The 24,018-nt window shown below is 64.3% G+C and carries 20 protein-coding genes and 1 pseudogene; 9 read left to right on the forward strand and 12 right to left on the reverse strand.

All coding sequences use genetic code 11. From position 1 onward, the window contains the following. Positions 1-15 precede the first annotated feature (15 nt). Complete coding sequence (locus HDG34_RS00320; protein WP_184056773.1) at positions 16-1,200, forward strand: tetratricopeptide repeat protein; 1,185 nt, start codon at positions 16-18, stop codon at positions 1,198-1,200. Positions 1,201-1,293: 93 nt separating this feature from the next. On the opposite strand, the gene HDG34_RS00325 is transcribed toward HDG34_RS00320, so the two are convergent. After that, positions 1,294-1,962 (reverse strand): TetR family transcriptional regulator, encoded by a 669-nt coding sequence (locus tag HDG34_RS00325; RefSeq protein WP_184056776.1) that lies wholly within the window; start codon positions 1,960-1,962, stop codon positions 1,294-1,296. A gap of 212 nt (positions 1,963-2,174) precedes the next feature. Here HDG34_RS00325 and HDG34_RS00330 point away from each other — a divergent pair, with 212 nt between their 5' ends. Then, the gene (locus HDG34_RS00330; protein WP_184056779.1) at positions 2,175-3,665 is read left to right on the forward strand and encodes an NAD(P)/FAD-dependent oxidoreductase; all 1,491 of its coding nucleotides are present in this window, start codon (positions 2,175-2,177) and stop codon (positions 3,663-3,665) included. Positions 3,666-3,912: 247 nt separating this feature from the next. Here HDG34_RS00330 and HDG34_RS00335 read toward each other — a convergent pair whose 3' ends face one another. From HDG34_RS00335 to HDG34_RS00350, 4 genes are all read right to left on the reverse strand, one after another. Continuing rightward, entirely contained in the window at positions 3,913-4,731 is an 819-nt protein-coding gene (locus tag HDG34_RS00335) for an ABC transporter permease subunit (RefSeq protein ID WP_184056784.1), read from the reverse strand. After that, positions 4,728-5,660: an ABC transporter permease subunit gene (locus HDG34_RS00340; protein WP_184056787.1), complete on the reverse strand. Its 933-nt coding sequence runs from the start codon at positions 5,658-5,660 to the stop codon at positions 4,728-4,730. The genes HDG34_RS00335 and HDG34_RS00340 overlap by 4 nt, the downstream gene beginning before the upstream one ends. Continuing rightward, positions 5,657-6,823, reverse strand: a complete 1,167-nt coding sequence (locus tag HDG34_RS00345) for an ABC transporter ATP-binding protein (protein WP_184056790.1) — start codon at positions 6,821-6,823, stop codon at positions 5,657-5,659. Before HDG34_RS00345 ends, HDG34_RS00340 begins: the two co-directional genes overlap by 4 nt. A 90-nt stretch (positions 6,824-6,913) precedes the next feature. Then, entirely contained in the window at positions 6,914-8,014 is a 1,101-nt protein-coding gene (locus tag HDG34_RS00350) for a polyamine ABC transporter substrate-binding protein (RefSeq protein ID WP_184056793.1), read from the reverse strand. A 534-nt stretch (positions 8,015-8,548) separates the two neighbouring features. Between HDG34_RS00350 and HDG34_RS00355 the strand changes: the two genes are divergently transcribed. The 3 genes from HDG34_RS00355 to HDG34_RS00365 all read left to right on the forward strand — a co-directional run bounded on the left by HDG34_RS00355 (position 8,549) and on the right by HDG34_RS00365 (position 11,220). Continuing rightward, the gene (locus HDG34_RS00355) at positions 8,549-9,850 is read left to right on the forward strand and encodes an Nramp family divalent metal transporter (RefSeq protein WP_184056796.1); all 1,302 of its coding nucleotides are present in this window, start codon (positions 8,549-8,551) and stop codon (positions 9,848-9,850) included. A gap of 123 nt (positions 9,851-9,973) precedes the next feature. Beyond that, positions 9,974-10,177 (forward strand): DUF1289 domain-containing protein, encoded by a 204-nt coding sequence (locus HDG34_RS00360; RefSeq protein ID WP_090800501.1) that lies wholly within the window; start codon positions 9,974-9,976, stop codon positions 10,175-10,177. Positions 10,178-10,287: 110 nt separating this feature from the next. Continuing rightward, entirely contained in the window at positions 10,288-11,220 is a 933-nt protein-coding gene (locus HDG34_RS00365) for a uracil-DNA glycosylase (protein ID WP_260320944.1), read from the forward strand. A gap of 154 nt (positions 11,221-11,374) precedes the next feature. Here HDG34_RS00365 and HDG34_RS00370 read toward each other — a convergent pair whose 3' ends face one another. Then, a complete protein-coding gene (locus HDG34_RS00370; RefSeq protein WP_090800503.1) occupies positions 11,375-12,967 on the reverse strand; it encodes an ABC-F family ATPase in 1,593 nt (530 codons plus the stop codon). A gap of 93 nt (positions 12,968-13,060) precedes the next feature. Next, positions 13,061-13,206, reverse strand: a pseudogene (locus HDG34_RS39755) (NAD(P)-dependent oxidoreductase); the annotation flags it as partial. Between the two features lie 448 nt (positions 13,207-13,654). Between HDG34_RS39755 and HDG34_RS00375 the strand changes: the two are divergent. Next, positions 13,655-13,864 (forward strand): dodecin, encoded by a 210-nt coding sequence (locus HDG34_RS00375; RefSeq protein ID WP_184049245.1) that lies wholly within the window; start codon positions 13,655-13,657, stop codon positions 13,862-13,864. 108 nt (positions 13,865-13,972) lie between these two features. On the opposite strand, the gene HDG34_RS00380 is transcribed toward HDG34_RS00375, so the two are convergent. The 4 genes from HDG34_RS00380 to HDG34_RS00395 all read right to left on the reverse strand — a co-directional run bounded on the left by HDG34_RS00380 (position 13,973) and on the right by HDG34_RS00395 (position 18,898). Further along, positions 13,973-15,067 carry a BMP family ABC transporter substrate-binding protein gene (locus HDG34_RS00380; RefSeq protein WP_184056799.1) on the reverse strand — a complete coding sequence of 365 codons (1,095 nt, stop codon included), beginning with the start codon at positions 15,065-15,067 and terminating at the stop codon, positions 13,973-13,975. Positions 15,068-15,130: 63 nt separating this feature from the next. Continuing rightward, on the reverse strand, positions 15,131-16,060 hold the full coding sequence (locus HDG34_RS00385; RefSeq protein WP_090800507.1) for an ABC transporter permease: 930 nt from the start codon (positions 16,058-16,060) through the stop codon (positions 15,131-15,133). Between the two features lie 39 nt (positions 16,061-16,099). After that, positions 16,100-17,206, reverse strand: coding sequence for an ABC transporter permease (locus tag HDG34_RS00390; protein WP_090805345.1), 1,107 nt, complete (start codon positions 17,204-17,206; stop codon positions 16,100-16,102). 93 nt (positions 17,207-17,299) lie between these two features. Beyond that, on the reverse strand, positions 17,300-18,898 hold the full coding sequence (locus HDG34_RS00395; protein WP_184056802.1) for an ABC transporter ATP-binding protein: 1,599 nt from the start codon (positions 18,896-18,898) through the stop codon (positions 17,300-17,302). 231 nt (positions 18,899-19,129) lie between these two features. On the opposite strand from HDG34_RS00395, the gene HDG34_RS00400 reads away from it, so the two are divergent. Next, complete coding sequence (locus tag HDG34_RS00400) at positions 19,130-20,062, forward strand: LysR substrate-binding domain-containing protein (RefSeq protein ID WP_184056805.1); 933 nt, start codon at positions 19,130-19,132, stop codon at positions 20,060-20,062. Between the two features lie 100 nt (positions 20,063-20,162). Here the strand turns inward: HDG34_RS00400 and HDG34_RS00405 are convergent, their stop codons facing one another. Further along, positions 20,163-21,551 (reverse strand): 8-oxoguanine deaminase, encoded by a 1,389-nt coding sequence (locus HDG34_RS00405; RefSeq protein WP_260320946.1) that lies wholly within the window; start codon positions 21,549-21,551, stop codon positions 20,163-20,165. Positions 21,552-22,055: 504 nt separating this feature from the next. Between HDG34_RS00405 and uraH the strand changes: the two genes are divergently transcribed. Both uraH and HDG34_RS00415 read left to right on the forward strand, forming a co-directional pair. Further along, a complete protein-coding gene (uraH, locus tag HDG34_RS00410) occupies positions 22,056-22,409 on the forward strand; it encodes a hydroxyisourate hydrolase (RefSeq protein ID WP_018417696.1) in 354 nt (117 codons plus the stop codon). 169 nt (positions 22,410-22,578) lie between these two features. Further along, the gene (locus HDG34_RS00415; RefSeq protein WP_184056808.1) at positions 22,579-23,772 is read left to right on the forward strand and encodes a urate hydroxylase PuuD; all 1,194 of its coding nucleotides are present in this window, start codon (positions 22,579-22,581) and stop codon (positions 23,770-23,772) included. The last annotated feature ends 246 nt before the right edge of the window (positions 23,773-24,018 follow it).

A 24,018-nucleotide genomic window follows, 5' to 3' on the forward strand; every position in this document is an offset into this window, starting at 1 on the left:
CCGCCCGGTCCGCAAATGAAAAAACTTTTCGCAACCGCCTTCGCTTCGCTGCTGCTCGTGTCGGCCGCGGCGTTCGCGGTGCCGACCGCTCAGCAAATCGAATCGGCGATGTCGCAGGGCAACTGGCAGCAGGCCGACGCCGGCCTCACCGAAGTGTTGCAAGCGCATCCGAACAACGCACACGCGCACTATCTGTACGCCCAGGTGCTCGATCGCGAAGGCCGTTCCGCCGACGCGCTCGCGCAGCTCCAACAGGCAAAGACGCTCGATCCGCAGGTCCGCTTCACCGACCCGAGCCGCTTCGCGCAAACCGAAGCGCGCCTGCGCCGCGACGCGGAACGCGCGGGCGGCAACGTCACCCGTCACGCCGCGAATCCGTTCGCGCAGCAGAATGCGCCTGCTGTGCAGCAACAGTCGGCGATGATGTCGCAAGCGCAACAACGGCATGGTCCGGGGGTGGGTATGTGGATCGGTATCATTGTTCTGATCGCGGTGATCGCGCTCGTGCTGCGCTGGACCTTGCGCCGCGCGCGCAGCCAGGAAGACACGCGCGCCGACGAGGACCGCCGTGCACAATTGAAGCGCGCCACCGACATGCTCAACACGGTGCGTTCGATCAAGCTCGACGTGAAGCTGTCCGCCGCGCCGGGTCACGAGTTGCTCGAGAAAGACGTCGAAGCGACCGAAGAACAGTTGCGCGGCGCCGTCGAAACGCTGTCGAACGGCAAGAATCCGCTGCCGCCCTATGCACTCGACGAATTCGAGCAGCGCATCGCGAGCCTGCGCGCGCGCGCCGACGGCCGGCCCGATCCGACCGCCGCGTCCGTGGGCAGCGCTCAGCAATCGACGTACGCGCAGGAGGCCGACCGCTTCGGCAACCCGCAAGCGCCTTATCCGCAACAGGGTCCCTATCAGCAGCAGCCGCAGGTCATCGTGCAGCAAGGCGGTGGCATGGGTGGCGGCATGGGCGGTCTGCTGACCGGCGTGCTGCTTGGCGAGGCGCTCAGTCATGGGCGTGACCGCGTAGTCGAGCGCGACGTGGTCGTCGACCCCGACGAACTGCGCCGGCGCGGCAACGACGGCGGAAACGGCGGCGGCCTCGACTTCGGTCAGGGTTCGAACGACTGGAACGATGACGGCAGCGGCGGCGGCATCGACATGGGCAGCAACGACGATTCCGGCGGTTGGACCGATACCTGATCGAACCCGATCGATCCGCGTCGAATGAAAAGACAGGCTCCTTCGCGGAGCCTGTTTTTTGCCTGCCGGTTTTGTGTACCGCCTTCGTTCAGGTCAGGCCCGCGCCGACTCCGCCCGGCTACCCTCGTGCTGCGCGAGCACGACCGCCCCCGCAAACAGCCGCACGATGAAACGTTCCGCGTAATCGATCAATGCGTCGCGGCGCGCGGCGTTCGCATCGATGTATTCAGCGGATAGATGAAACAGTTGCAGCACGATCTGCGTGCAGACTTCGTCGACGGTCTCGCGCGCGAGTCGCGGCATCAATTCGAGCTGCACGACGTCGTCCGCCATCTCCGCCGACACCTCGTGCAGGTTCGCGCGCACCGCTTCGCGCAAAGCCGGCGACGTGCCGTGGTATTCGGCCAGCGCGCTCAGGAACGCCTCGCGGTTCGCGAGCGCGAACGCGAAAAACGCGACGCACGCGCGCCGCGGCACGCTGTGCGGTTCGTCGTGCGCGGCGAGCCAGCGCTCGCGCCGCAGCATCGGCCGAAGCCGTCGGCTCACCGAGGCGACAGCTTCGTGCGCAAGCTCGTCGAGCGCGCTGAAATGGCGGTAGAACGTGTTCGGATTGAGCCCCGCCTCGCGTGCGAGCTCGCGCAAGCCGAGGCTCGCGAAACTGCGGCCGCCGGCGGTCAACCGCAGCGCGGCTTCGATCAGCTTGCGCTTGCCGGGCGGCAACTGCGGGCCGGCGACGGACGCTGCTTCGGGGACGGTCGTCATCGTGCGTTCAATCGTCGCGCGGTATGCGCGTTTAATAGCTGCACTCTAAACGATCTTGACGCGATGTGTACAGTTGTCTACCCTGCGCGTTAAGCCGTGTGTAGACAGCTGTAGACGCGCGATTTCGCCCCTGCCCGTCGCGCCGCGCGAGTCCAGCGCGCCGTAGCCGCTATCGTTTCACCCGCCGCTTTCGCCCCGTGCCGGAGACCGCCGTGACGCCTGCCCCTTCCGCTTCATCCACCGCGCTGCGCATTGCGATCGTCGGCAGTGGCTTTGCCGGCATCGGCATGGCCATCCGTCTGCAGCAAATGGGCATCACGTCGTTTACGGTCTATGAGGCCGCGAGCGGCATCGGCGGCACGTGGCGTGACAATACCTACCCCGGCGCGGCCTGCGATGTCCCCTCGCATCTCTATTCGTTCTCGTTCGAGGCGAATCCGGCGTGGTCGCGCTCGTTCAGCAGCCAGGCCGAAATTCTCGCGTATCTGCAGCACTGCGCGCGCAAGTACGGCGTCGATCGCTACGTGCGTTGCAATGCGAAAGTGAGCGCCGCGCGCTTCGACGAAGCGCGGCAGATCTGGCTCGTCGAGCTCGACACGAACGGCGCGCGCGAAATCGTCGAGGCCGACGTGCTGATCGCCGCGAACGGTCCGCTGTCGCGTCCCGCGCTGCCGCGCATCGCCGGCATCGAACGTTTCGAGGGCAAGCTGTTCCATTCGGCGCGCTGGGATCACGCCTATCCGCTCGACGGCAAACGCGTCGCGGTCATCGGCACCGGCGCGAGCGCGATCCAGTTCGTGCCGAAAATCCAGCCGCGCGTCGCGCATCTGGCTCTGTTCCAGCGCACCGCGCCATGGGTGATGCCGAAGCGCGACAAGCCGATCGGCCTGCGCGCGCAATGGCTGTTCCGTACGCTGCCGTTCACGCAGCGCTTCGTTCGCAGCGCGATCTATTGGCAGCTCGAGTCGCGTGGGATCGCGTTCGTTGTCAATCCGAAGCTGATGAAGATGCCGATGAAGTTCGGTCTCAGCTATCTGCAGCGACGCGTCAAGGACCCGGCGCTGCGCGCGAAGCTCACGCCGAACTACCGGCTCGGCTGCAAGCGCGTGCTGCTGTCGAGCGACTATTACCCGGCCGTCTGTCAGCCGAACGTCGACGTCGTGACGAGCGGTATCCGCGAGATCGTCGCGGATGGCATCGTGACCGACGACGGCGTGCACCACCACGCGGACGCGATCATCTGCGGCACCGGCTTCCAGGTCAACGACGTGCCCGCGCCGTTCGAAGTGACCGGCCTCGACGGCACCGACCTCAGCACGCTATGGCTGCGCGATGGCCCCGAGGCCTATCTCGGCACGAGCATCGCGAACTTCCCGAACTTCTTCATGATCGTCGGCCCGAACACGGGGCTCGGCCATAACTCGATGATCTACATGATCGAGTCGCAACTGCGGTATATCGGCGATTGCCTGCGCGTGCTGCGCAAACAGAATGCGCGCACGATGACCTTGCGCGCCGACGTGCAGCGCGATTTCAACACGCGTTTGCAACAGGAGATGCGGCACGCGGTGTGGACGAGCGGCTGCCACAGCTGGTATCAAACGCAGAGCGGCAAAGTCACCGCGATCTGGCCCGGCTTCACGTTCAGCTTTCGCAAGCGTACGCGCCGCGTGCGGCCGCAGGATTACCGCTTCGCGCGTTGAGTCCGCACAATGGCCATCCGGCGCCGCGGGCATGGGCCGGCGCATTCGTTACCCGCCACCGCTCAGCAACTGCAACAGCTCCCACAGAAACTTCACGACGATCACGATCAGTTCCCACAGCCGATAGAGCGGCTGCCAGTCCAACACGCGCAGAAGGGACTCGATCATCGCTATCGTCAGAAGAAGTGAGGGCCGCGATTTCCAGTTCGATCGCGCGTGGCGCGCGATGCCCGCGCGTCGCGCAAGCTCAAACCGCCATCACGGCCCGCCTGCGCTCCGCGCGTTGCATGAAGAAGTTCGCCGCGACGACGCCGACCGTGACGACCGCGATGAAAAGCGTCGCGAGCGCATTCATCTCCGGGTTCAGACCAAGTCGCACGCGCGAGAACACGACGAGCGGCAAGGTCGTCGAGCCGGGACCCGACAGGAACGCGGACAGCACCACGTCGTCGATCGACAGCGTGAACGACAGCAGCCAGCCCGACACCAGCGCCTGTGAGATCAGCGGCAGCGTGACGAAGAAGAACACGCGCAGCGGTGTCGCGCCGAGGTCGAGCGCGGCTTCCTCGAGCGACGGATGCAGTTCGCGCACGCGCGATTGCACGATGATCGCGACGTACGAAATACACAGCATCACGTGACCGATCCAGATCGTGAAGATGCCGCGTTCGGCCGGCCAGCCGATCCAGCGCGCCATTTCGATGAACAGCAGCAATAGCGAGATACCCTGAATCACTTCGGGGATCACCAGCGGCGCGTTGATCATGCCGGTGTACAGCGTGAAGCCGCGAAAGCGCCCCATGCGCGCGAGCACGAAGCCGGCCCACGTGCCGATGATCACCGACGCGAACGCCGTGAGCAGGCCGATACGCAGCGACAGCCACGCCGACGTGATCAGCTCGCCGTCCTGCAACAGCGCCGCGTACCAGCGCGTCGAGAAGCGCGTCCACACCGTCATCAGTTGCGATTCGTTGAACGAATACACGACGAGGCTGACGATCGGGATATACAGAAACAGAAAGCCGATGCCCAGAGCGATCAGCTGCAGCATGCGATTCGGCTTCATTGGCGGCCCTCCTCCAATGCCTTCGCCTGGGCATGCTGGAACAGCGCCATTGGCACCAGCAGCAGCAGCACCATCGCGCATGTGACGGCGGACGCCATCGGCCAGTCGGCGTTGTCGAAGAACTCATTCCACATCACGCGGCCAATCATCAGCGTGTTCGCGCCGCCGAGCAGCTCGGGAATCACGTACTCGCCGACCGCCGGAATGAACACCAGCAGACAGCCCGCGATGATGCCGTTCTTCGACAGCGGCAGCGTGATCTGCCAGAACGCCTTCCACGGCTTCGCGCCGAGGTCGTAGGCGGCTTCCAGCAAGGTCAGGTCCATTTTCACGAGATGCGCGTACAGCGGCATCACGAGAAACGGCAGGTACGAATAGACCATGCCGATATAGACCGCCGTGTTCGTGTGATACAGCTCGATCGGCGAATGGATCAGGCCGACCGACATCAGGAAGTTATTCAGCAGCCCGTTGTTCTTCAGAATGCCGATCCATGCGTACACGCGGATCAGGAACGAGGTCCAGAATGGCAGCATCACGGCCATCATCAGCAGATTGCGGGTGGCCGGATTGGAGCGCGCGATGTAGTACGCCATCGGATAGCCGATCAGCAGACACAGCACGGTCGAAATCGCCGCGACCACGACCGAATTCACATAGGTCGCGAAGTACAGGCTGTCGGTCAACAGAAACGCGTAGTGCGACAGATCGAGCGTGATGTGCAGCGCGCCTTCCGCGAAGGTGACGAGCTGCGTGTACGGCGGAATGCCGAGCTGCGAATCGGCGAAGCTGATCTTCACGACCAGCAGGAACGGCACGAGGAAGAACAGCAGCAGCCAGATGAACGGCCCCGCCACCACCGCGGTGCGTCCCCTGAACTTCAGACGCCGCACGGGCCACGCGAAAAACGACGAAAGCGCCTCTTTCATGACGTCAGCACCACGCCGGCCGATGCGCTCCAGCGCACGTAGACTTCGTCGCCCCAGGATGGCGGATCGATTTCAGTGAGCGCCAGGCTCGTCACGTTCGCGATCACGGTCTTGCCGCCGTCGAGCTTCACGTGATACAGCGAATAGCCGCCCATGTACGCGATATTCGTGACGACGCCCCTGCCCCAGTTGTAGGCGCCCTCCGGCGGCTTACGCGTGAGGGCGATGCGTTCGGGGCGCACCGAGATCGTCACCGGCATGCCGAGCGGACCGGTGATGCCGTGATTGACGTGCAAATGGCACGTCAGATCCGGCGTTTCGATGAACACGTGATCGGGCTCGTCCTCGACCGTGCGGCCTTCGAACAGATTGGTCGAGCCGATGAATTCCGCCGAGAAACGGCTGTTCGGGTACTCGTAGACTTCATGCGGCGTGCCGAGCTGCACGATCTGGCCTTCGCTCATCACGGCGAGGCGGTTGGCCATCGTCATCGCTTCCTCCTGATCGTGCGTGACCATCATGCAGGTGACGCCGACCTGGTCGAGAATGTTGACGAGCTCGATCTGCGTGCGCTGGCGGATCTGCTTGTCGAGCGCCGACATCGGCTCGTCGAGCAGCAGCAGCTTCGGCCGCTTGACGAGCGAGCGCGCGAGCGCAACGCGCTGCTGCTGCCCGCCCGACAGCTGATGCGGCTTGCGCTTCGCGAAGCGGCCCATCTGCACGAGTTCGAGCGCGTTGTGCAGGCGATCTTTCAGCTCGGCCTTCGACACGCCTTCCTGCTTGAGACCGAACGCCACGTTCGCCTCGACAGTCATGTGCGGAAAGAGCGCGTACGACTGGAACATCATGTTGACCGGCCGGCGATACGGCGGCAGTTGCGCGAGATCTTCGCCATCGATCAGGATCTTGCCCGACGTCACGGTTTCGAGCCCGGCCATCATGCGCAGGAGGGTCGACTTGCCGCAGCCCGAGCTGCCGAGCAGCGCGAACAGCTCGCCCTTCTTCACCGTCAGATTGACCCCTTTGACCGCGACGGTCTCGCCGAACTTCTTCACGACATCGACGATCTGGATGAACTGCTCCGCTGCGTCGCCCGTCACGGCGTTCGAGCCCGTCGACGGCACCGCCGTCCCGGCCAGCGCGCCCGGCTGGTCACTACTCATCATAATGCTGCTTCACTCCGGCGTTTGACGAACAAAGCCCCCGGTGAACACCGAGGGCTTCATAGGCTGCTTATCTGTTTGTTGTCGCGCTTAGCGGCCGGACTTGAACTCGGTCCACAGCCGCGTTTGCAGCCGCTGGATTTCCTGCGGCAGCGGTTTCAACAGGAACAGCGTCTTGATGGTTTCCGGCGACGGGTACACGGCCGGATCGTTCGCGACGTCCTTGTCCACGTACTTGCGCGCTTCCATATTGACGCTCGGGTAGTACACGGCGTTGGTGATCGCGGCGTGCACTTGCGGCGTCTCGATGTAGTTGATCCACTCGAGCGCGGCTTCCTTGTGCTTCGCGTCCTTCGGAATCGCCATCACGTCGAACCACACCGGCGCGCCGCCCTTCGGCACGAAGTACTCGATCTTGTACGGCTTGTTCGCCTCGATCGCGCGATGCTTGGCGATCACGACGTCGCCCGACCAGCCGTACGCGAAGCAGATGTCTCCGCCGACGAGGTCGTTGATATAGCCCGACGAGTTGAACTGCGTGATGTACGGGCGGATCTTTTTCAGCATCGCGAGCGCGGCGCGGTAGTCGGCCGGGTTCGTGCTCATCGGGTCTTTGCCTATGTAGTGCAGCGCAGCTGCGAACATCTGGTCCGGCGCGTCGAGCACCGACACGCCGCAGGCCTTCAGCTTCGAGATGTATTCCGGCTTGAACAGGATGTCCCAGCTATCGAGCGGCGCGTCCTTGCCGAGGATCTGCTGGACCTTCGTCACGTTGTAGCCGAGGCCGGTCGTGCCGTACGCCCAGGGCACCACGTACTTGTTGCCTGGATCGGCGCCGGCGACGAGCGCCATCAGCGACGGGTCGAGGTACTTCAGGTTCGGCAGCTTCGATTTGTCGAGCGGCTCGAAGATGCCCGCGGCGATCTGCTTGCCCGCGTAGTTGCTGGTCGGCACGACGATGTCGTAGCCCGAGTGACCGGTGAGCAGCTTCGCCTGCAGCGTGTCGTCGCTGTCGTAGTTGTCGTACTTGACCTGGATGCCGGTCTGTTTGGTGAAGTTCGGTATCGTGTCCTTCGCGATGTAGTCGGACCAGTTATACACGTTGAGCTGCGTATCCTTCGCAGCGGCCGTCAACCACGGCGCCGCGCACAAGATCAGCGCCGCCATATGCCCCACTATCCGCTTGTTCATCCCGTTCTCCGATCCTCTCGTCACTCAAGCCGCGCCGTCGCCCGCACGGTCCCCTGAAAACCCCGAAAACTACCACCAATTATTGCCCGCACAAAAAAAAACCCGGAGCTGTCGCGCAAACGGTACAGGCTCTGGCCGCACCCTTGCAAAATGGGCGCAATTTTAACGGGTTATCGGCCCGTGTCTACCGAAAAATACGCGGTCGTCGGCCGCGCTTTATCCGCGCTGGGCACAGGCTGCGAGGGTTTCATCGCGTCGCTGTTATCTGGTTGTCAGCTCGGCGTTGGCTCGCGCCTGGACGGTGCGCCGCTCTGGCGCGCGCGAGTGCCGGACGGTGCTTGCCGGTGCAGAGCCGCGTCGGCGTCCGGCGCGCCTTTCATGCGCCGCGGCGCCGCCACGACGGCTCGAATGCTCCTATCATGATCTTTTGATGCGTATTGCGCGACGTCGTCGCGCGATGGCCGGCCAGCCGCTGCGCGCGTGCGATGGGCATGTGACTTGCAACAGGATGCGTTTCCCACAAGCTCTGGCACGATGAACACCAATCCTTTCGCGATGCGTCCCAACCGGCGCCGGCGCCTGCCGGGCGAGCCGATGCGTCCCGCGCACTGGTTCTCGTTCCTCGGCGCCGGCGCGCTGATCGCGGTCGGCTATATCGATCCCGGCAACTGGGCGACCGCGCTCGGCGCCGGCGCGGGCTACGGCTACCGCCTGCTCGGCATCGTGCTGCTGTCGAGCCTGATGGGGATGCTGATGCAATGGCTGTCGTCGCGCCTCGGCGTCGTGACCGGGCGCGACCTCGCGCAATTGTGCCGCGAGCGCAATGGCCGGCGCGCGACGCTGTTCCTGTGGCTGACGAGCGAGGTCGCGATCATCGCCTGCGATGTCGCCGAGGTGGTCGGCAGCGCGGTCGCGCTGCAACTGCTGCTCGGCGTGTCGCTGACGGTCGGCGTGCTGATGTCGGCGGTCTGCACCTTCGCGCTGCTCGCGCTCCAGCAGAAAGGCGGCCGCAGGCTGGAGGCGGTGATCGCCGCGCTGATCGGCTTCGTCGGCCTGTGCTTCGTCGTGCAGCTCGCGCTCGCGCGACCCGACTGGCACGCGGCGCTGGCCGGCACCGTGCCGAGCCTGGAGCTGATCAGAAGCGCGGGCATGCTGTGGCTCGCGGCCGGCATCGTCGGCGCGACGGTCATGCCGCACAACCTGTATCTGCATTCGGCGCTCGTCAAGCATCACGCGCCCGACAGCAGCGACGCGCAGATCAAGGCCGCGCTGCACGTCGTCAATCTCGATACTTTCGGCTCGCTTGCGTTCGCGTTCGTGATCAACGCGGCGCTGCTGATCGTCGCGGCGGCCGTGTTCTATGCCAGCGGTCATCGCGACGTGACCGATCTGGCCGATGCGCATCGGCTGATCGCGCCGCTCGTCGGCAGCCGCTGGGCCGGCATCCTGTTCGCGACGGCGCTGCTCGCGTGCGGACTCAGCGCGACCGTCACCGGCACGCTGGCCGGTCAGACGGTGATGGAGGGCTTCCTGCGGCTGCGGTTACCGCGCTGGAAACGCGCGCTGCTCACGCGTGCGCTCGCGATCGGGCCGGCCCTGCTCGCGGTGGGCGTGTTCGGTCAGCATGGCTCGAATCAGTTGCTGGTCGCGAGCCAGGTCGTGCTGAGCTTGCAATTGCCGCTCGCGGTCGTGCCGCTGATCCGCTGCGCGTCCGATGCGGCGCTGATGCGCGGCTGGCGCGTGCACGGCGTGCCGCTCGTGCTGTCATGGCTGTCGGCGGCGTTCATCATTGCGCTCAATGGCGCGCTGATGTGGCAACTGGCGACTTCGGCGTGATCGCAGACGCAAAGGTCAGCGCAATTGACATGAAGTTCGCACGACGCTGAGCGGCGCATGCAAGGCGCACGGCGCGCATCGGTTAACATAGCGGGACTTCGCCTCCCCGCCTCAAGGTTTCCGATGACTTCGAATCTCCACGATCTTCCCGACAGCCCGTGCATCGGCGTCTGCTCCACGCTCTTCGACGAGGTCTGTAAAGGCTGCGGCCGCACCGCCACCGAAGTGTCGAACTGGGTGTTTCTGAGCGACGAGGAAAAGCGCGCGATCTGGACTCGGATCGAACGGGAAGGCACGGCGATGCGGTTTCAGAACGACAAGGTGTGAGGGTGTTCGTTGCGCGCTTGAGCGTTGATGCCGGTTGCGGCCATAAAAAATGCCGGGACCTCCCGGCATTTTTTATGGCCCACGTTTTCTGATGCGAGCATCAGAAGCGCATGCCGACGCCGACGATCAGCGGATCAATTGTCGGGCTGCGACCGAGGGTCGCGTTACGCAACGTGCTATACGTTGGACAGAGCCGGCTCGCGGCCATAGACGCTTCAGATCCCGACGCAACTGAACCTGAAAACGCCTCGCAAAACTTCGGCTACATGACCACCGCCAAGGACTTCGTTCAGTGCCTCGCAGAATGGCGCCGCATGGCGAACGTGTTCAATCCATGGTCCGAGACCGATGAGCGCGATCAGCCCGGCATCAACGCGCCGCGGATTCGCCAGCAACAACTTGCGGCCTACCTGCAAGCCCGCCAAAGGAGTGTCGAGATCATCCTGATTGCGGAGGCGCTGAGCTGCCGCGGCGGGCGTTTCACAGGCATCGCGATGACCTCCGAGCGGATTCTGCTTGGCAACGATACGAAGCTCAACAGCTTCGCCACGGGATCGGACCACAGCCCACTACCGGACTACCTCCCTGGCCCGGCAGCCCGCACCAGTTGCCGTGATGCGCTGTCTCGAATGACGGACCGCGACTACGGGGTCTATGAGAGAACCGCCTCGGTCGTCTGGCAGACGATGCTTGCCAATGGATTCGGACCGACTGAGTTTGCGCTATGGAATGCGTTCCCGTTTCATCCGTTCGCGGACGAAGATGCCCAGAGCAATCGCCGCCCAACGAATCACGAGCTACATGCGACGGGCCAGATTCTGGCCGACTTCATCAGCCTGTTCCCTCGAACCGTACGGTTCGTTGCGCTTGGGCGGGAAGCGGAAAGCGCGTTGCTCAGTCACCCGATGCGGCCTCTACACGAACTCGTGCGGCACCCTACGGCGAGAGCGGCGAAGCCTGCAAGCGAGGCGCTTCAAGGAAAGGTTCGCCATATGGCCAAGCTGGATGAGGTGATTCGACGGCTTGCGTCGAGCCGGCATTAGTCCGGTGCTTGTCGCGATCGAATCATTGAGCGGTCTTCACTGTGAACGCATGTTCGCCTGGGGCGCCGGATAGCCACCAAAAGCAAAAAAGGCCCACGCCGGCAAACTGCCAGCGTGGGCCTTTGCGAATAGCTGAAGACCAGCAACCAGGCGCTTATTGCACGCCCTGACTCGTCAGGAAGTCCTCATAGTTGCCGCCGAAGTCGTTCAGCGTGCCATTGGTCTTCACTTCGATGATCCGGTTCGCGAGGCCGCTCACGAACTCGCGGTCGTGCGACACGAAAATCAGCGTGCCGTCGAACTTGTCGAGCGCGATCTGCAGCGACTCGATCGACTCCATATCCATGTGGTTGGTCGGCTCGTCCATCAGCAGCACGTTGTGGCGGCCCAGCATCAGCTTGCCCCAGATCATGCGGCCCTTCTCGCCGCCCGACAGCACCTTGACCGACTTGCGGATGTCGTCCGCATTGAACAGCAGCCGGCCGAGCGTGCCGCGCACCATCTGCTCGTCGTCGCCTTCCTTGCGGTACTGGTCGATCCAGTCCATCAGCGTGACGTCGCCCGGAAACTCTTCGTACGTGTCTTGCGGCATGTAGCCGACGTTGGCGTTTTCCGCCCACTTCACCGTGCCGTGGTCGAGTTGCAGATTGCCGAGCAACGAGCGCAGCAGCGTGGTCTTGCCCGCGCCGTTCTCGCCGATGATCGCGATGCGCTCGCCCGGCTGCACGCTGATGCTGAAGTTATTGAAGATCGAGCGCTCGTATTTCTTGGAGATGCTGTCGGCGACCACCGCGATGTTGTGCAGCTTCTTCTCGAACTCGAAGCGGATGAACGGGTTCTGCCGCGACGACGGCTTGAATTCCTCGATCTTGATCTTGTCGATCATCTTCAGACGGCTGGTGGCCTGGCGCGCCTTCGACTTGTTCGCCGAGAAGCGGCGCACGAAGTCCTGCAGATCGGCCACGCGCTCCTTCGCCTTCGCGTTGGCGGCCTGCTGACGCTCGCGCGCCTGCGTGCTGGCGAGCATGTAGTCGTCGTAGTTGCCCGGATAGACCTTCAGCGTGCCGTAGTCCATGTCGGCCATGTGCGTGCAGACCTGGTTCAGGAAGTGCCGGTCGTGCGAGATGATGATCATCGTCGAGTTGTACTGGTTGAGAACATCTTCCAGCCAACGGATCGAGTTGATGTCGAGGTTGTTGGTCGGCTCATCCAGCAGCAGCACGTCCGGCTTCGAGAACAGCGCCTGCGCGAGCAGCACGCGCAGCTTCCAGCCGGGCGCCACGTTGCTCATCGGGCCGTTGTGGTCTTCGATCGCAATGCCGATGCCGAGCAGCAACTCGCCCGCGCGCGCTTCGGCCGTGTAGCCGTCGTACTCGGCGAACTTCGCTTCGAGCTCGGCCGCGTGCATGTAGTCGTCGTCGGTCGCGTCGGGGTTTGCGTAGATCGCGTCGCGCTCGGTCATCGCGGCCCACATTTCGGCGTGGCCCATCATCACGACGTCGAGCACGCGCACGTCTTCGTACGCGAACTGGTCCTGGCGCAGCTTGCCCAGACGCACGTTCGGCTCGAGCATCACGTTGCCCGAGCTGGGCTCGAGATCCGAACCGAGAATCTTCATGAAGGTGGATTTACCGCAGCCGTTCGCACCGATCAGGCCATAGCGATTCCCTCCCCCAAATTTGACCGAAATGTTCTCGAAGAGGGGCTTCGGCCCGAATTGCATGGTGATATTGGCAGTAGACAGCACAGCGCGTCCCTTTGAATGTGATATCGGCGAAAAACCCAATATTTTAGCAGGTTTAGAGATTTCAACCCGACAGTTGGTCCGGCGCGGCCCGCGTCACCCGTTCGAGCCGCCGCGTGGCGTCTGCAGAATGTCGGTGAGGCCGAAAAATCCGCGTCGGCGAGCCCCATCGCGGCACCCAGTCGCAGCAATTGCTGGACCGTCGACGTGACCGGCATCGGCGTGCCGGTCTCGTAGGCGCTCCCCCGCCGCGCCGTCCGCCCCCCGCCCGCCTCGCCGAAATCCGCCACCCGCCGCGCCAGCGCGCGCGTCGCGGCCGGCGCAATGCTCGAATGATCGACGATCCAGCGCATGCGGCGCGGCGCAGCAGGTGCCGGATCATCGGCGCGCCCATCAGGCCGGGGCCGCAAAAACCAGTTTCCACGTTCGAACCTCGTCGGCTATCAGATTGAATCGCTTATGTTGCGTACAGATGATAGCGACCGCGCCAGGCGCTGAAGTCGCGCGATACCGGGCATGCGATGTGCGGTATCGATGGTTCGAGCGGCGGCGTCTGATCCGCCGCGCAGGCGATTGCGCTGGCGAGGGCGCATCTGTCCGTCGGACTGCGCGAACCGTTGCCTATACTTTTTCCATGCACGTTTCCGAGCAGCGTTTTACTGACCAGCGACGCACACCAAGGAGGAACTCATGTCAGAACACGTTTACAAGAAGATCGAACTGACCGGTTCGTCGAAGCAATCGATCGACGACGCGATCACCACCGCGATTGCCAAAGCGTCGGAAACGCTGCGCAATCTGCACTGGTTCGAGGTCACGGAAACGCGCGGCCAGATCGAGAACGGCAAGGTCGCGTACTGGCAGGTAACGCTGAAGGTCGGCCTGCGCATCGAGGACTGAGCGGCGACCGCACGACACGCTTGCCCCTTGCCACGCGCAAGCCGCAAACAGAAAAGCTGCGTCCAGGCGGGGCTGGACGCAGCTTTTTTCAACAACGGACCGCCCGATTTACTTCGGCAGCGACCCGTCGACACCCTCCACGTACCAGTTCAGGCGCTGCAGTTCCGGATCGGTCAGCGTCTTGCCTTCAGGCACCTTCACCGTGCCCGACTGATCCTTGATCGGGCCCGTGAACACGTCGCGCTTGCCGCTCGCGAGTTCGTCGCGCTTCGCGGCAACCTGCTTCTGCCCATCGGCCGGAATCGCCGACGTGTTCAGGTCCTCGAGGTTGACGGCCTTCTGCGGAATGCCCCACCACACCGGAGCGTTCGTCCACTTGCCGTCGAGCACCTGCTGGATCACCGCGCTGTAGTACACGCCCCAGTGCGCGACCACCGAGCCGAGATGCGCGTCAGGACCGAACTTCTTCATGTCCGAATCCCAGCCGAACGCGTGCACGTGCTTCTCCGACGCGGTCGCGAGCGTCGCGCTCGAATCGGTGTTCTGCAGCAGCACGTCGGCGCCCTGGCCGATCAGCGTTTCGGCGGCCTGCTTTTCCTTGCCCGGATCGAACCAGCTGTTGATCCAGATCACCTTCGTATGCACCTTCGGATTCACCGAGCGCGCGCCGAGCGTGAACGCGTTGATGTTGCGCACCACTTCCGGAATCGGCACCGACGCGACGAAGCCGAGCGTGTTGCTCTTCGTCACGTAGCCCGCGGCGACGCCAGCCAGATACGCGCCCTGGTACATGCGCACATCGTAGGTGCCGAAGTTCGGCGCCTTCTTGTAGCCGGTCGCGTGCAGGAAGATGGTGTCCGGAAAGTCCTTCGCGACCTTCAGCTCGAAGTCCTGGTAGCCAAAGCTCGTGCCGAAGATGATCTTGTTGCCCTTGTTCGCGAGATCGCGGAACACGCGCTCGGAGTCGGCCGATTCGGGCACGTTCTCGACGCGCGTGATCTTGATCCTGTTGCCGAACTTCGCTTCGGCTTCCCGCGAGCCCTGATCGTGCGCGAAGGTCCAGCCGGCATCGCCCGGATTGCCGAGATAGACGAACGCGACGCCCGGCACGTCAGCGGCCTGCGCGGTTTGCGCGAGCGGCGCCGCAAGCGCCAGCGACGCCGCACCCCAAGCGAAAGCGGTCAGCAGATTTCTTCTCTTCATGTTTTCTCCCCTGTCGTAATGAGCGAATAGTTTGAGCGGATCGATAAAGGACCTGTGTCGCCGTCAGCCCGCCGAGAAAAACGGCTTGCCGAGCGACGCGGGTGCATTCAGGCGAATCGTGTTCGGATTGCGCGAGATCAGCGCGAGCACGACGATCGTCGCGACGTACGGCAGCATCGCGAGGAACTGCGTCGGCACCGGCACACCGATCGCCTGCGCATAGAACTGCAGCCCCGTCACCGCGCCGAACAGCAGCGAGCCGATCAGCAGTCGCCCAGGGCGCCACGTCGCGAACACCACGAGCGCGAGGGCGATCCAGCCGCGGCCCGAGGTCAGGTTCTCCTGCCACAGGTGCAGATTGACGATCGAATAGTAGCCGCCCGCGAGCCCCGCCATGCCACCGCCGAACGCGACCGCCCCATAGCGCACGCCGACCACCGGAAAGCCGACCGAATGCGCGACCTGCGGCGATTCGCCGACCGAGCGCAGCACGAGTCCCGCGCGCGTGCGATAGAGGAACCAGCCGATCGCGGCGAACATCAGGAACGCGAGGTAATCGAGCGGCGTGAGGGTAAACAGCGCGGGGCCGAGCACCGGGATGTTCGACAGCCCGGGGATCGTCCACGTATCGATCGTCGCGCGCACCGCCGCCGACGTGTACGGCTTGCCGACGTACGCGGACAGCCCGATGCCGAAGATCGTCAGCGACAGGCCGGTCGCGACCTGGTTGGCGAGCATCGTCAGCGTGAGGAACGCGAACAGCAGCGACATCGCGAGACCGGCGCCGATCGCGGCGAGCACGCCGAGCCACGGGCTGCCGGTGATCGACGTGACCGCGTAGCCGCTGACGGCGCCCATCAGCATCATCCCTTCCACGCCAAGATTGAGTACGCCCGATTTTTCGGCGACGAGTTCGCCGGCGCCCGCGAACATCAGCGGGATCGACGCGGTGATCGCGCTCGACGTGAGCGCGCTGGCTTGCTGGATATCCATATCGAGTCTGAAAGCGGATGAGCGAGCTGATTGGCAAACTTAACGAGCCACTGCTGCGGCCGAGCGGCGCCGCACGCGGTAGTTCACGAACAGGTCGGCGCCGAGCAGGCAGAACAGCAGCAGCCCCTGGAACACGCCCGAGAGCGCCTGCGGCAATTGCATCGAGGTCTGCACCGCTTCGCCGCCGAGATACAGCAACGCCATCAGCAGACTGGCGAGCACGATGCCGAGCGGATGCAGCCTGCCGACGAACACGACGATGATCGCGGTGAAGCCGTAGCCCGGCGACCACGTCGCCTGCAACTGGCCGATCGGACCGGCAATTTCGCCCATACCGGCGAGGCCCGCGAGGCCGCCGCTAATCAGCAGCGACGTCCAGATCGTCTTCTTGTCGGAGAAACCGGCGTAGCGCGCGGCGAGCGGCGCAAGTCCGCCGACGTTCATCCGGTAGCCCGCGAAGCTCTTGCGCATGAACAGCCAGACGAGCGGAATCGCGATTAGCGTGAGGAACACGGACGCGTTCAGGCGCGTGCCACGCAGAAATTTCCAGTGCCAGTCGCCATACAGCGTCGGAAACAGCGCGTCGCCGCTGAACATCTCCGACAGCGGGAAGTTCATGCCCTGCGGATCGCGCCACGGGCCGCTCACGAGATAGATCAGCAGTTGCGTCGCGACGTACGTGAGCATCAGGCTCACGAGAATCTCGTTGGTATTGAAGCGGCTCTTCAGAAACGCGGGAATCGCGGCCCACGCCATGCCGCCGAGGATGCCGGCCGCCATCATGGTCGGCAGGATCCACCAGCCGCTCGCCTGATCGAAATAGATCGCGACGCCGCTCGCCGCGATGCCGCCGAGCAGCATCTGCCCTTCGGCGCCGATGTTCCACACGTTCGCGCGATAGCCGATCGCGAGACCGAGGCCGATCAGGCACAGCGGCGACGCCTTCAGCAGCAGCTCCGACCAGCCGTTGATGCTCGACAGCGGCTCGATGAAAAACCCGTGCATCGCCTGCAACGGGTCGCGGCCGACGAGGCCGAAGATCAGGAAGCCGATCGCGAGCGTCAGCAACGCGGCGATCAGCGGCACGGCGAGCTGCATCGTGCGCGACGGCGACGTGCGGGCTTCGAGTCGATAGGGAAGCATCATGGGTAGCGTGTATTTGTTCGGGTTCTGTTCTTCAGGGTCCGCATTCGCGTGCGTGGTTAGCGTGTTGGCGTGGCCGGCGGGCAACGCCTCGCCTCATGCATGCGCCGGTTGATCCGCCGCTGGCGCCGCGCCCTCGCGGTCGCCGAACAGCCCCGCCATCCAGCGGCCGATTTCCTCGGCGTTGGTCGCACCGGTCGCGCGCACCGGCGAAAGCCGCCCACCCGCGAGCACCGCGATGCGATCGCAGATATCGAACAGCTCTTCCAGTTCCTCCGAGATCACCAGAATCGCAACGCCGCGCGCCGACAGATCCAGCAGTTGCTGACGGATGAACGCCGACGCGCCGACATCGACGCCCCACGTCGGCTGCGCGACCACGAGCACCTTCGGCGCCTGCAAAATCTCGCGGCCCATGATGTATTTCTGCAGATTGCCGCCCGACAGACTTTGCGCGAGCGCGTCGGGGCCGCCGCAGCGCACGTCGAACGCGTCGATGCAGCGCTTCGCGAATGCGCGCATCACAGCCGTTTTGATCCAGCCCGAGTTGACCATGCTCTGCCGATGCGCGGTGAGCAGCGCGTTGTCGGCAAGGCTCATCGCCGGCACCGCGCCGCGGCCGAGCCGCTCTTCAGGCACGAAGCCGAAGCCGAGCGCGCGCCGAGCGCCCGCGCCGAGGCGCGCGGCCGGTTTGCCGCAGATCGTGATCGCGTCGGCCGGCAGGCTGCGTTTTTCAGCGCGCTTCTCGCCGGACAACGCCGCGAGCAGTTCCGCCTGCCCGTTGCCCGACACACCGGCAATGCCGAAGATCTCGCCCGCATGCACGCTGAACGACACGTCGCGCAACGAGGTGCCGAACGGATCGTCGCTCGCGACCGACAACTGCCTGACGTCGAGCAGCACCGCGCCCGGCTTGTGCTCGCGCCGCGTGTAGTCCGGCAGCGAGTGGCCGACCATCAACTGCGCGAGCGATGCATGCGTCTCGTTCTTCGGCGTCACATGGCCGGTCACGCGACCGCCGCGCATCACCGTCGCGGTGTCGCACAACTCCTGGATTTCGTCGAGCTTGTGGCTGATGTAGAGGATGCTGCAGCCCTCGGCCGCGAGCCGGCGCAGGGTCGTGAAGAGCTTGCGGACCGCCTGCGGCGTCAGCACCGAGGTCGGTTCGTCCATGATCAACAGACGCGGATTCTGCAGCAGGCAGCGCACGATTTCGACACGCTGCCGCTCGCCGACGGTGAGGCTGTGGACATGCCGCTGCGGATCGATGTCGAGCCCGTAGTCGGCCGACACCTCGCGAATGCGTTTGGCCAACGTCTTCAGATCGAACGGTTCGTCGAGCGCGAGCGCGATGTTTTCGCCGACCGTCAGCGTCTCGAACAGCGAGAAGTGCTGGAACACCATGCCGACGCCGAGCTTGCGGGCGGCCGCCGGACTCGCGATGTCGACCGTCTCGCCTTCCCAACGGATCTCGCCGGCGTCGGGTCGCACGGCGCCGTAGATGATCTTCATCAGCGTGCTCTTGCCCGCGCCGTTCTCGCCGAGCACCGCGTGGATTTCGCCGGGCGCGACGACGAGCGTGACGTCGTCGTTGGCGCGCACGGCCGGGTACTGCTTCGTGATGCCCGTCAGCGCGAGCCGAGGCACCGCCTGGCCGGTGAGTTGCGCGCCGTCGCTAAGTGGAGTGTCGCTCATGAGATTCCGTAGTGCGTTCGTGACGCTGCTTGCCGCCGGCTGGCGATCCGTCACCACAACCGGATGACAATACCTAATTCGCCCCACTCAGTCGAGTTGACAAAATTCCCGCAAACCCCCGCCGCTACAAGCTCTGCGGGTATATCGCCCTTGACGCCGTTTTTCGTCCATATTAAAACGCATATACCCCCACGTTCGTTCGATCAGCCTGCACATATATTCGGAGAATCCATGAGCCAGCAACGCGAGGCGATCGACACGTACCTGCTGCGCGTGTTGCACACGCTACTGATGGAGCGCAGCGTCACCCGCGCCGCCGTCAAACTGAACCAGTCCCAACCCGCCATCAGCGCGGCGCTGCGCCGTCTGCGCGACATCACCGGCGACCCGCTGCTGGTGCGCGGCAAGTCCGGCATGGTGCCGACCGAGTACGGTCTGCGCCTGCTCGAACCGGTGCAGAACGCGCTGCGCGAAATCGAGCGCATCAAGTTCCAGCAGCACAACTTCGATCCGGCCACGTCGATCCGCTGCTACCGGATCGGCTGTCCCGACTACCTGAACGTGCTGTTCGTGCCGACGGTCGTCGAACGTTTCCGCAAGGCCGCACCGAACGCGACGCTCGAATTCCATTCGCTCGGCCCCGCGTTCGACTACGAACTCGCGCTCGAGGACGGCAAGCTCGACATCGTGGTCGGCAACTGGCCGGAGCCGCCCGAGCAGTTGCATCTGTCGAACCTGTTCGTCGATCAGATCGTGTGCCTGATGAGCAACACGCATCCGTTCGCCAAACGCGGCGGGCTCACGCTCGACCAGTACCTGAACGCGCCACATCTCGCGCCGACGCCGTATTCGGTCGGCCAGCGCGGCGCGATCGACGTGCACCTCGCGCGCGAGCGGCTCAAGCGCCATGTGGTCGTCACGCTGCCCTACTTCAATCTCGCGCCGTACGTGCTGATCAAATCCGATCTGATCTTCACGACGACGCGCCTCTTTGCCGACTACTACGCGAACTTTCTGCCGCTGACCGTGATGCCCGCGCCGCTCGACTTTCCGCCGATGCAGTACTACCAGCTGTGGCACGAGCGCGTGCATTATTCCGATGAAGTGCGCTGGCTGCGCGGCGTGGTTGGCGAGGCGACCCGGACGTTGATCGACAAGTCCTGACGCCGCATGCGGCGCCGTTCGCACTGGCGCCGCCGCTCACGGATCAGCGACTCGCGGCTTGCGCGCGGCGCGGCGCGAGTGCCGCCCCTTCCGCTCGAGCTCAAGCGGCCGCCTCGTAAAGCTGCCGCGCGAGCGCGTTATGCCGCTCGATCACCGGCCCGAGTTCGAGCGTCGCCAACTGCCCATTCTTCACCACCACCTTGCCGTCGATCACGCTATGGCTGACCTGCGACGGCGCGCAGAATACCAGAGCCGCCACCGGATCGTGCAGCGCGCCGGCAAAATGCGGCTCACGCAGATCGAACGCGACGAAATCCGCGGCCATGCCGGGCGCGAGCGCGCCGATGTCGTCGCGATTGAGCACGCGCGCACCACCCAGGGTCGCGATTTCGAGCGCCTCGCGCGCGGTCATCGCATCGGGCCCAAAACCGACGCGCTGCAGCAACAGCGCCTGGCGCACTTCGGCGACCATCTGCGCACCGTCGTTCGACGCCGAGCCGTCGACGCCGAGCCCGACCGGCACGCCCGCGAGCCGCATGCGCTTGACCGGCGCGATGCCCGACGCGAGCCGCATGTTCGAGCACGGACAGTGCGCGACGCCGGTGCCGGTGCGCGCGAACAGCGCGATGCCCGCGTCGTCGAGTTGCACGCAGTGCGCATGCCATACGTCATGGCCGACCCAGCCGAGATCGTGCGCATACTCGGCCGGCGTCATGCCGAACTTCTCGCGGCTGTACGCGACGTCGTTGAGGTTCTCCGCCAGATGCGTATGCAGCGACACGCCATACTGGCGCGCGAGCGCCGCCGATTCGCGCATCAGGTCGCGGCTCACCGAAAACGGCGAGCACGGCGCCACGACGACGCGCAGCATGGAGTAGCGCCCATCGTCGTGATACGTCTCGATCAGACGCTGCGTGTCCTTCATGATGTCCGCTTCGCGCTCGACCACCGAATCGGGCGGCAGGCCGCCGTCCTTGCGTCCCACGCTCATGCTGCCGCGCGCCGCATGAAAGCGCATGCCGATTCGGCGCGCGGCCGCGATGCTGTCGTCGAGACGGCTGCCGTTCGGATAGATGTACAAATGGTCGCTCGACGTCGTGCAGCCCGACAGCAGCAGCTCGGCCATCGCGGTCAGCGTCGATACTTCGATCATGTCAGGCGTGAGGTTCGCCCACACCTTGTACAGGTTCGTGAGCCAGCCGAACAACTCGGCGTTCTGCGCGGCGGGAATCGCGCGCGTGAGGCTCTGGTACATGTGGTGATGCGTGTTGACGAGGCCCGGAATCACGAGATGGCCGTGCAGGTCAAGTACCTCGTCGGCCGATTGCGGCAGTTGCGCGGTCGGTCCGACCGCGACGATCCGGTTGTCCTCGATATACAGCCCGGCGTCGCGCAGTTCACGCCGCTCGTCATCCATCGTGACCAGCACGTCCGCGTGCTTCACGAGCATCGTTTTACCGGGTTGTTTCAGTGCTTCATTCATCGTCATTCGTCTGTCCGCCTGATTGCCTGCATGCAAAGCCGTTCGAACGCGATGCGGCGGCACGCCACCGTGCCGTCGCGTTCCGTTGAACGCCATTGGCCCGGTTACCCAGCGTGAGTCGCCGTCTTCGGGGTTGTCCGTGCCAAAGGCCTGCCTTTGCACGGGTGTGTCGCGCCGCACAGCGCTTACCTTCGGTAGCCAAAATCCCGCTGACAACCCGCGCGGTTGCGATACCCAACTTCACACCGCCAATATAGTGGTGCATTTTTGGCGCCGGTACGATCGGCCGATGAGCCGGCGCGGCTTTCGTCTGGCTGTCCATCATGCGCGAACTATTATCTTTCCTATCGCTCGCGCTCGGGACAGAGCATCCTTTCTACAATGGCTGCCACGGCGCTCGCTTCGATTCGCCGACGGGTATGTAGCCACTGACGTGGAGCCTCGATCCGCCGCAAACGTAATGGATCGGGCCGCCGCCGACACCTCGCATTCACACAAGGACAATTGCGAATGGGCAAGCTCACTACCCACGTGCTCGACACCGCGAACGGCCGTCCCGGCGCAGGCATCAAGGTCGAACTCTTCGCGCTCGCGGGCGACACGCGCCGCGCGCTCAAAACCACTGTCACCAATCACGACGGCCGCTGCGACGAGCCGCTGCTCGAAGGCGACGCGCTCGTCGCGGGCGAGTACGAACTCGTGTTCGGCGCGGGCGACTACTTCGCCTCGCTCGGCACGAAGGTGCCGGAACCACGCTTCGTCGATCGCGTCGTGCTGCGCTTTGGCGTCGCCGATGCCGACGCGCACTATCACGTGCCGCTGCTGGTGTCGCCGTTTTCGTACAGCACGTATCGGGGCAGCTAGCCCTGCTGGATGCGAGCCGCGTCCGAACCGGCACGAACAGACCTGGACAGGCACAACGCCCCGCGCTACCCATAACAACCCGCGCTGCGTCTTCTATCCGCAGTCGGCGCGATGACCTGCGAGGTCGAACGTCATCGCGCGCGCAACGAATCAGAAGTGGAGGAGTTTCATGGAAGGCTTTATCACCGACTGGTTGAACCTCGCGATTCGCTGGTTCCACGTCGTCGCCGCCATTGCATGGATCGGCGAATCGTTCTATTTCGTCGCGCTCGACAACAGCCTGAAGCCGCCGACCGATCCGAACCAGCGCCGTCGCGGCGTGTTCGGCGAACTGTGGCACGTGCACGGCGGCGGCTTCTACAACATGCAGAAGTACACGGTCGCGCCGCCCGAAATGCCCGAAGACCTGCACTGGTCGAAATGGCCGTCGTACACGACGTGGCTGTCGGGCTTCGGTCTCTTTACCGTGCTGTATCTGTTCTCGCCGAGCACCTACCTGATCGACAGGAACGTGCTCGACATGGGGCCGGTGGTCGCCGTCGCCTCGGCGATCGGCTTCCTCGCGGCCGGCTGGATCGTCTACGACTCGCTGTGCCGCATTCTCGGCACACGCGACAAACTTCTCGGCATCTGCGTCGGCGTTTATGTGCTGATCGCGGCGTATCTCGCCTGCCATATCTTCGCGGGCCGCGCAGCGTATCTGATCATGGGCGCGATGCTCGCGACGATCATGTCGGCCAACGTGTTCTTCGTGATCATTCCGGGCCAGCGCAAGATGGTCGACGCGATGCTGAAGGGCGACACGCCGAACCCGATCTACGGTAAGCGCGGCAAGCAGCGCTCGGTGCACAACACGTATTTCACGCTGCCGGTCGTGTTCGCGATGCTGTCGAACCACTACGCGATGACCTACACGCATCCGTACAACTGGGCGGTGCTCGTCGTCATCATGCTGGCCGGCGCGCTGATCCGTCAGTTCTTCGTGATGCGCCATCGCGGCCAGGTGTTGTGGTATCTGCCGATCGTCGGCGTCGCGCTGATGTGCACGGCACTCGTGTGGACCATGCCGCGTCCGATGGTGCCGCAGGCGCAGGCCGCCAACGCGCCGACGCTGAAGGTCGCCGACATCGCGCCGGTGCTGCAGCAGCGCTGCGTGGCCTGCCACTCCGCGCATCCGACGATGATGGGCAGCGCGCCCGCCGGCGTGCTGATGGATACGCCCGACGAAATTTCGCAGAACGCGCAGCGCATTTACCAGCAGGCGGTCACGTTGAAGGCGATGCCGCTCGGCAACGTCACGCATATGACCGACGAGGAGCGGATGAAGATTGCCGCGTGGTTCGAAGGTGGCGCGGCGAAGTAAGGACCTCTGTCCGGATCACGGAGCCGGTGCCGAGGCAGAGGCTGGAGTGCGAAGCGGGCTTGTCGCGAGAGCGGCAAGCCCGTTGTTGTTTGGGAAGGTGACGTGCGGAATCTGTCGCCCTCGGGCTACAAAAATCGGCAAAAATACATAAAATGTAGCCTTGCAGACACAAATACGAGCAACCCTGTTGTGTCTCTTGGGCTACAATAAATGCCAAATACGCTGAATTTGACGCCCTGAGGCTAC

It is taken from the genome of Paraburkholderia sp. HC6.4b (assembly GCF_014200875.1).
Classification (GTDB): domain Bacteria; phylum Pseudomonadota; class Gammaproteobacteria; order Burkholderiales; family Burkholderiaceae; genus Paraburkholderia; species Paraburkholderia tuberum.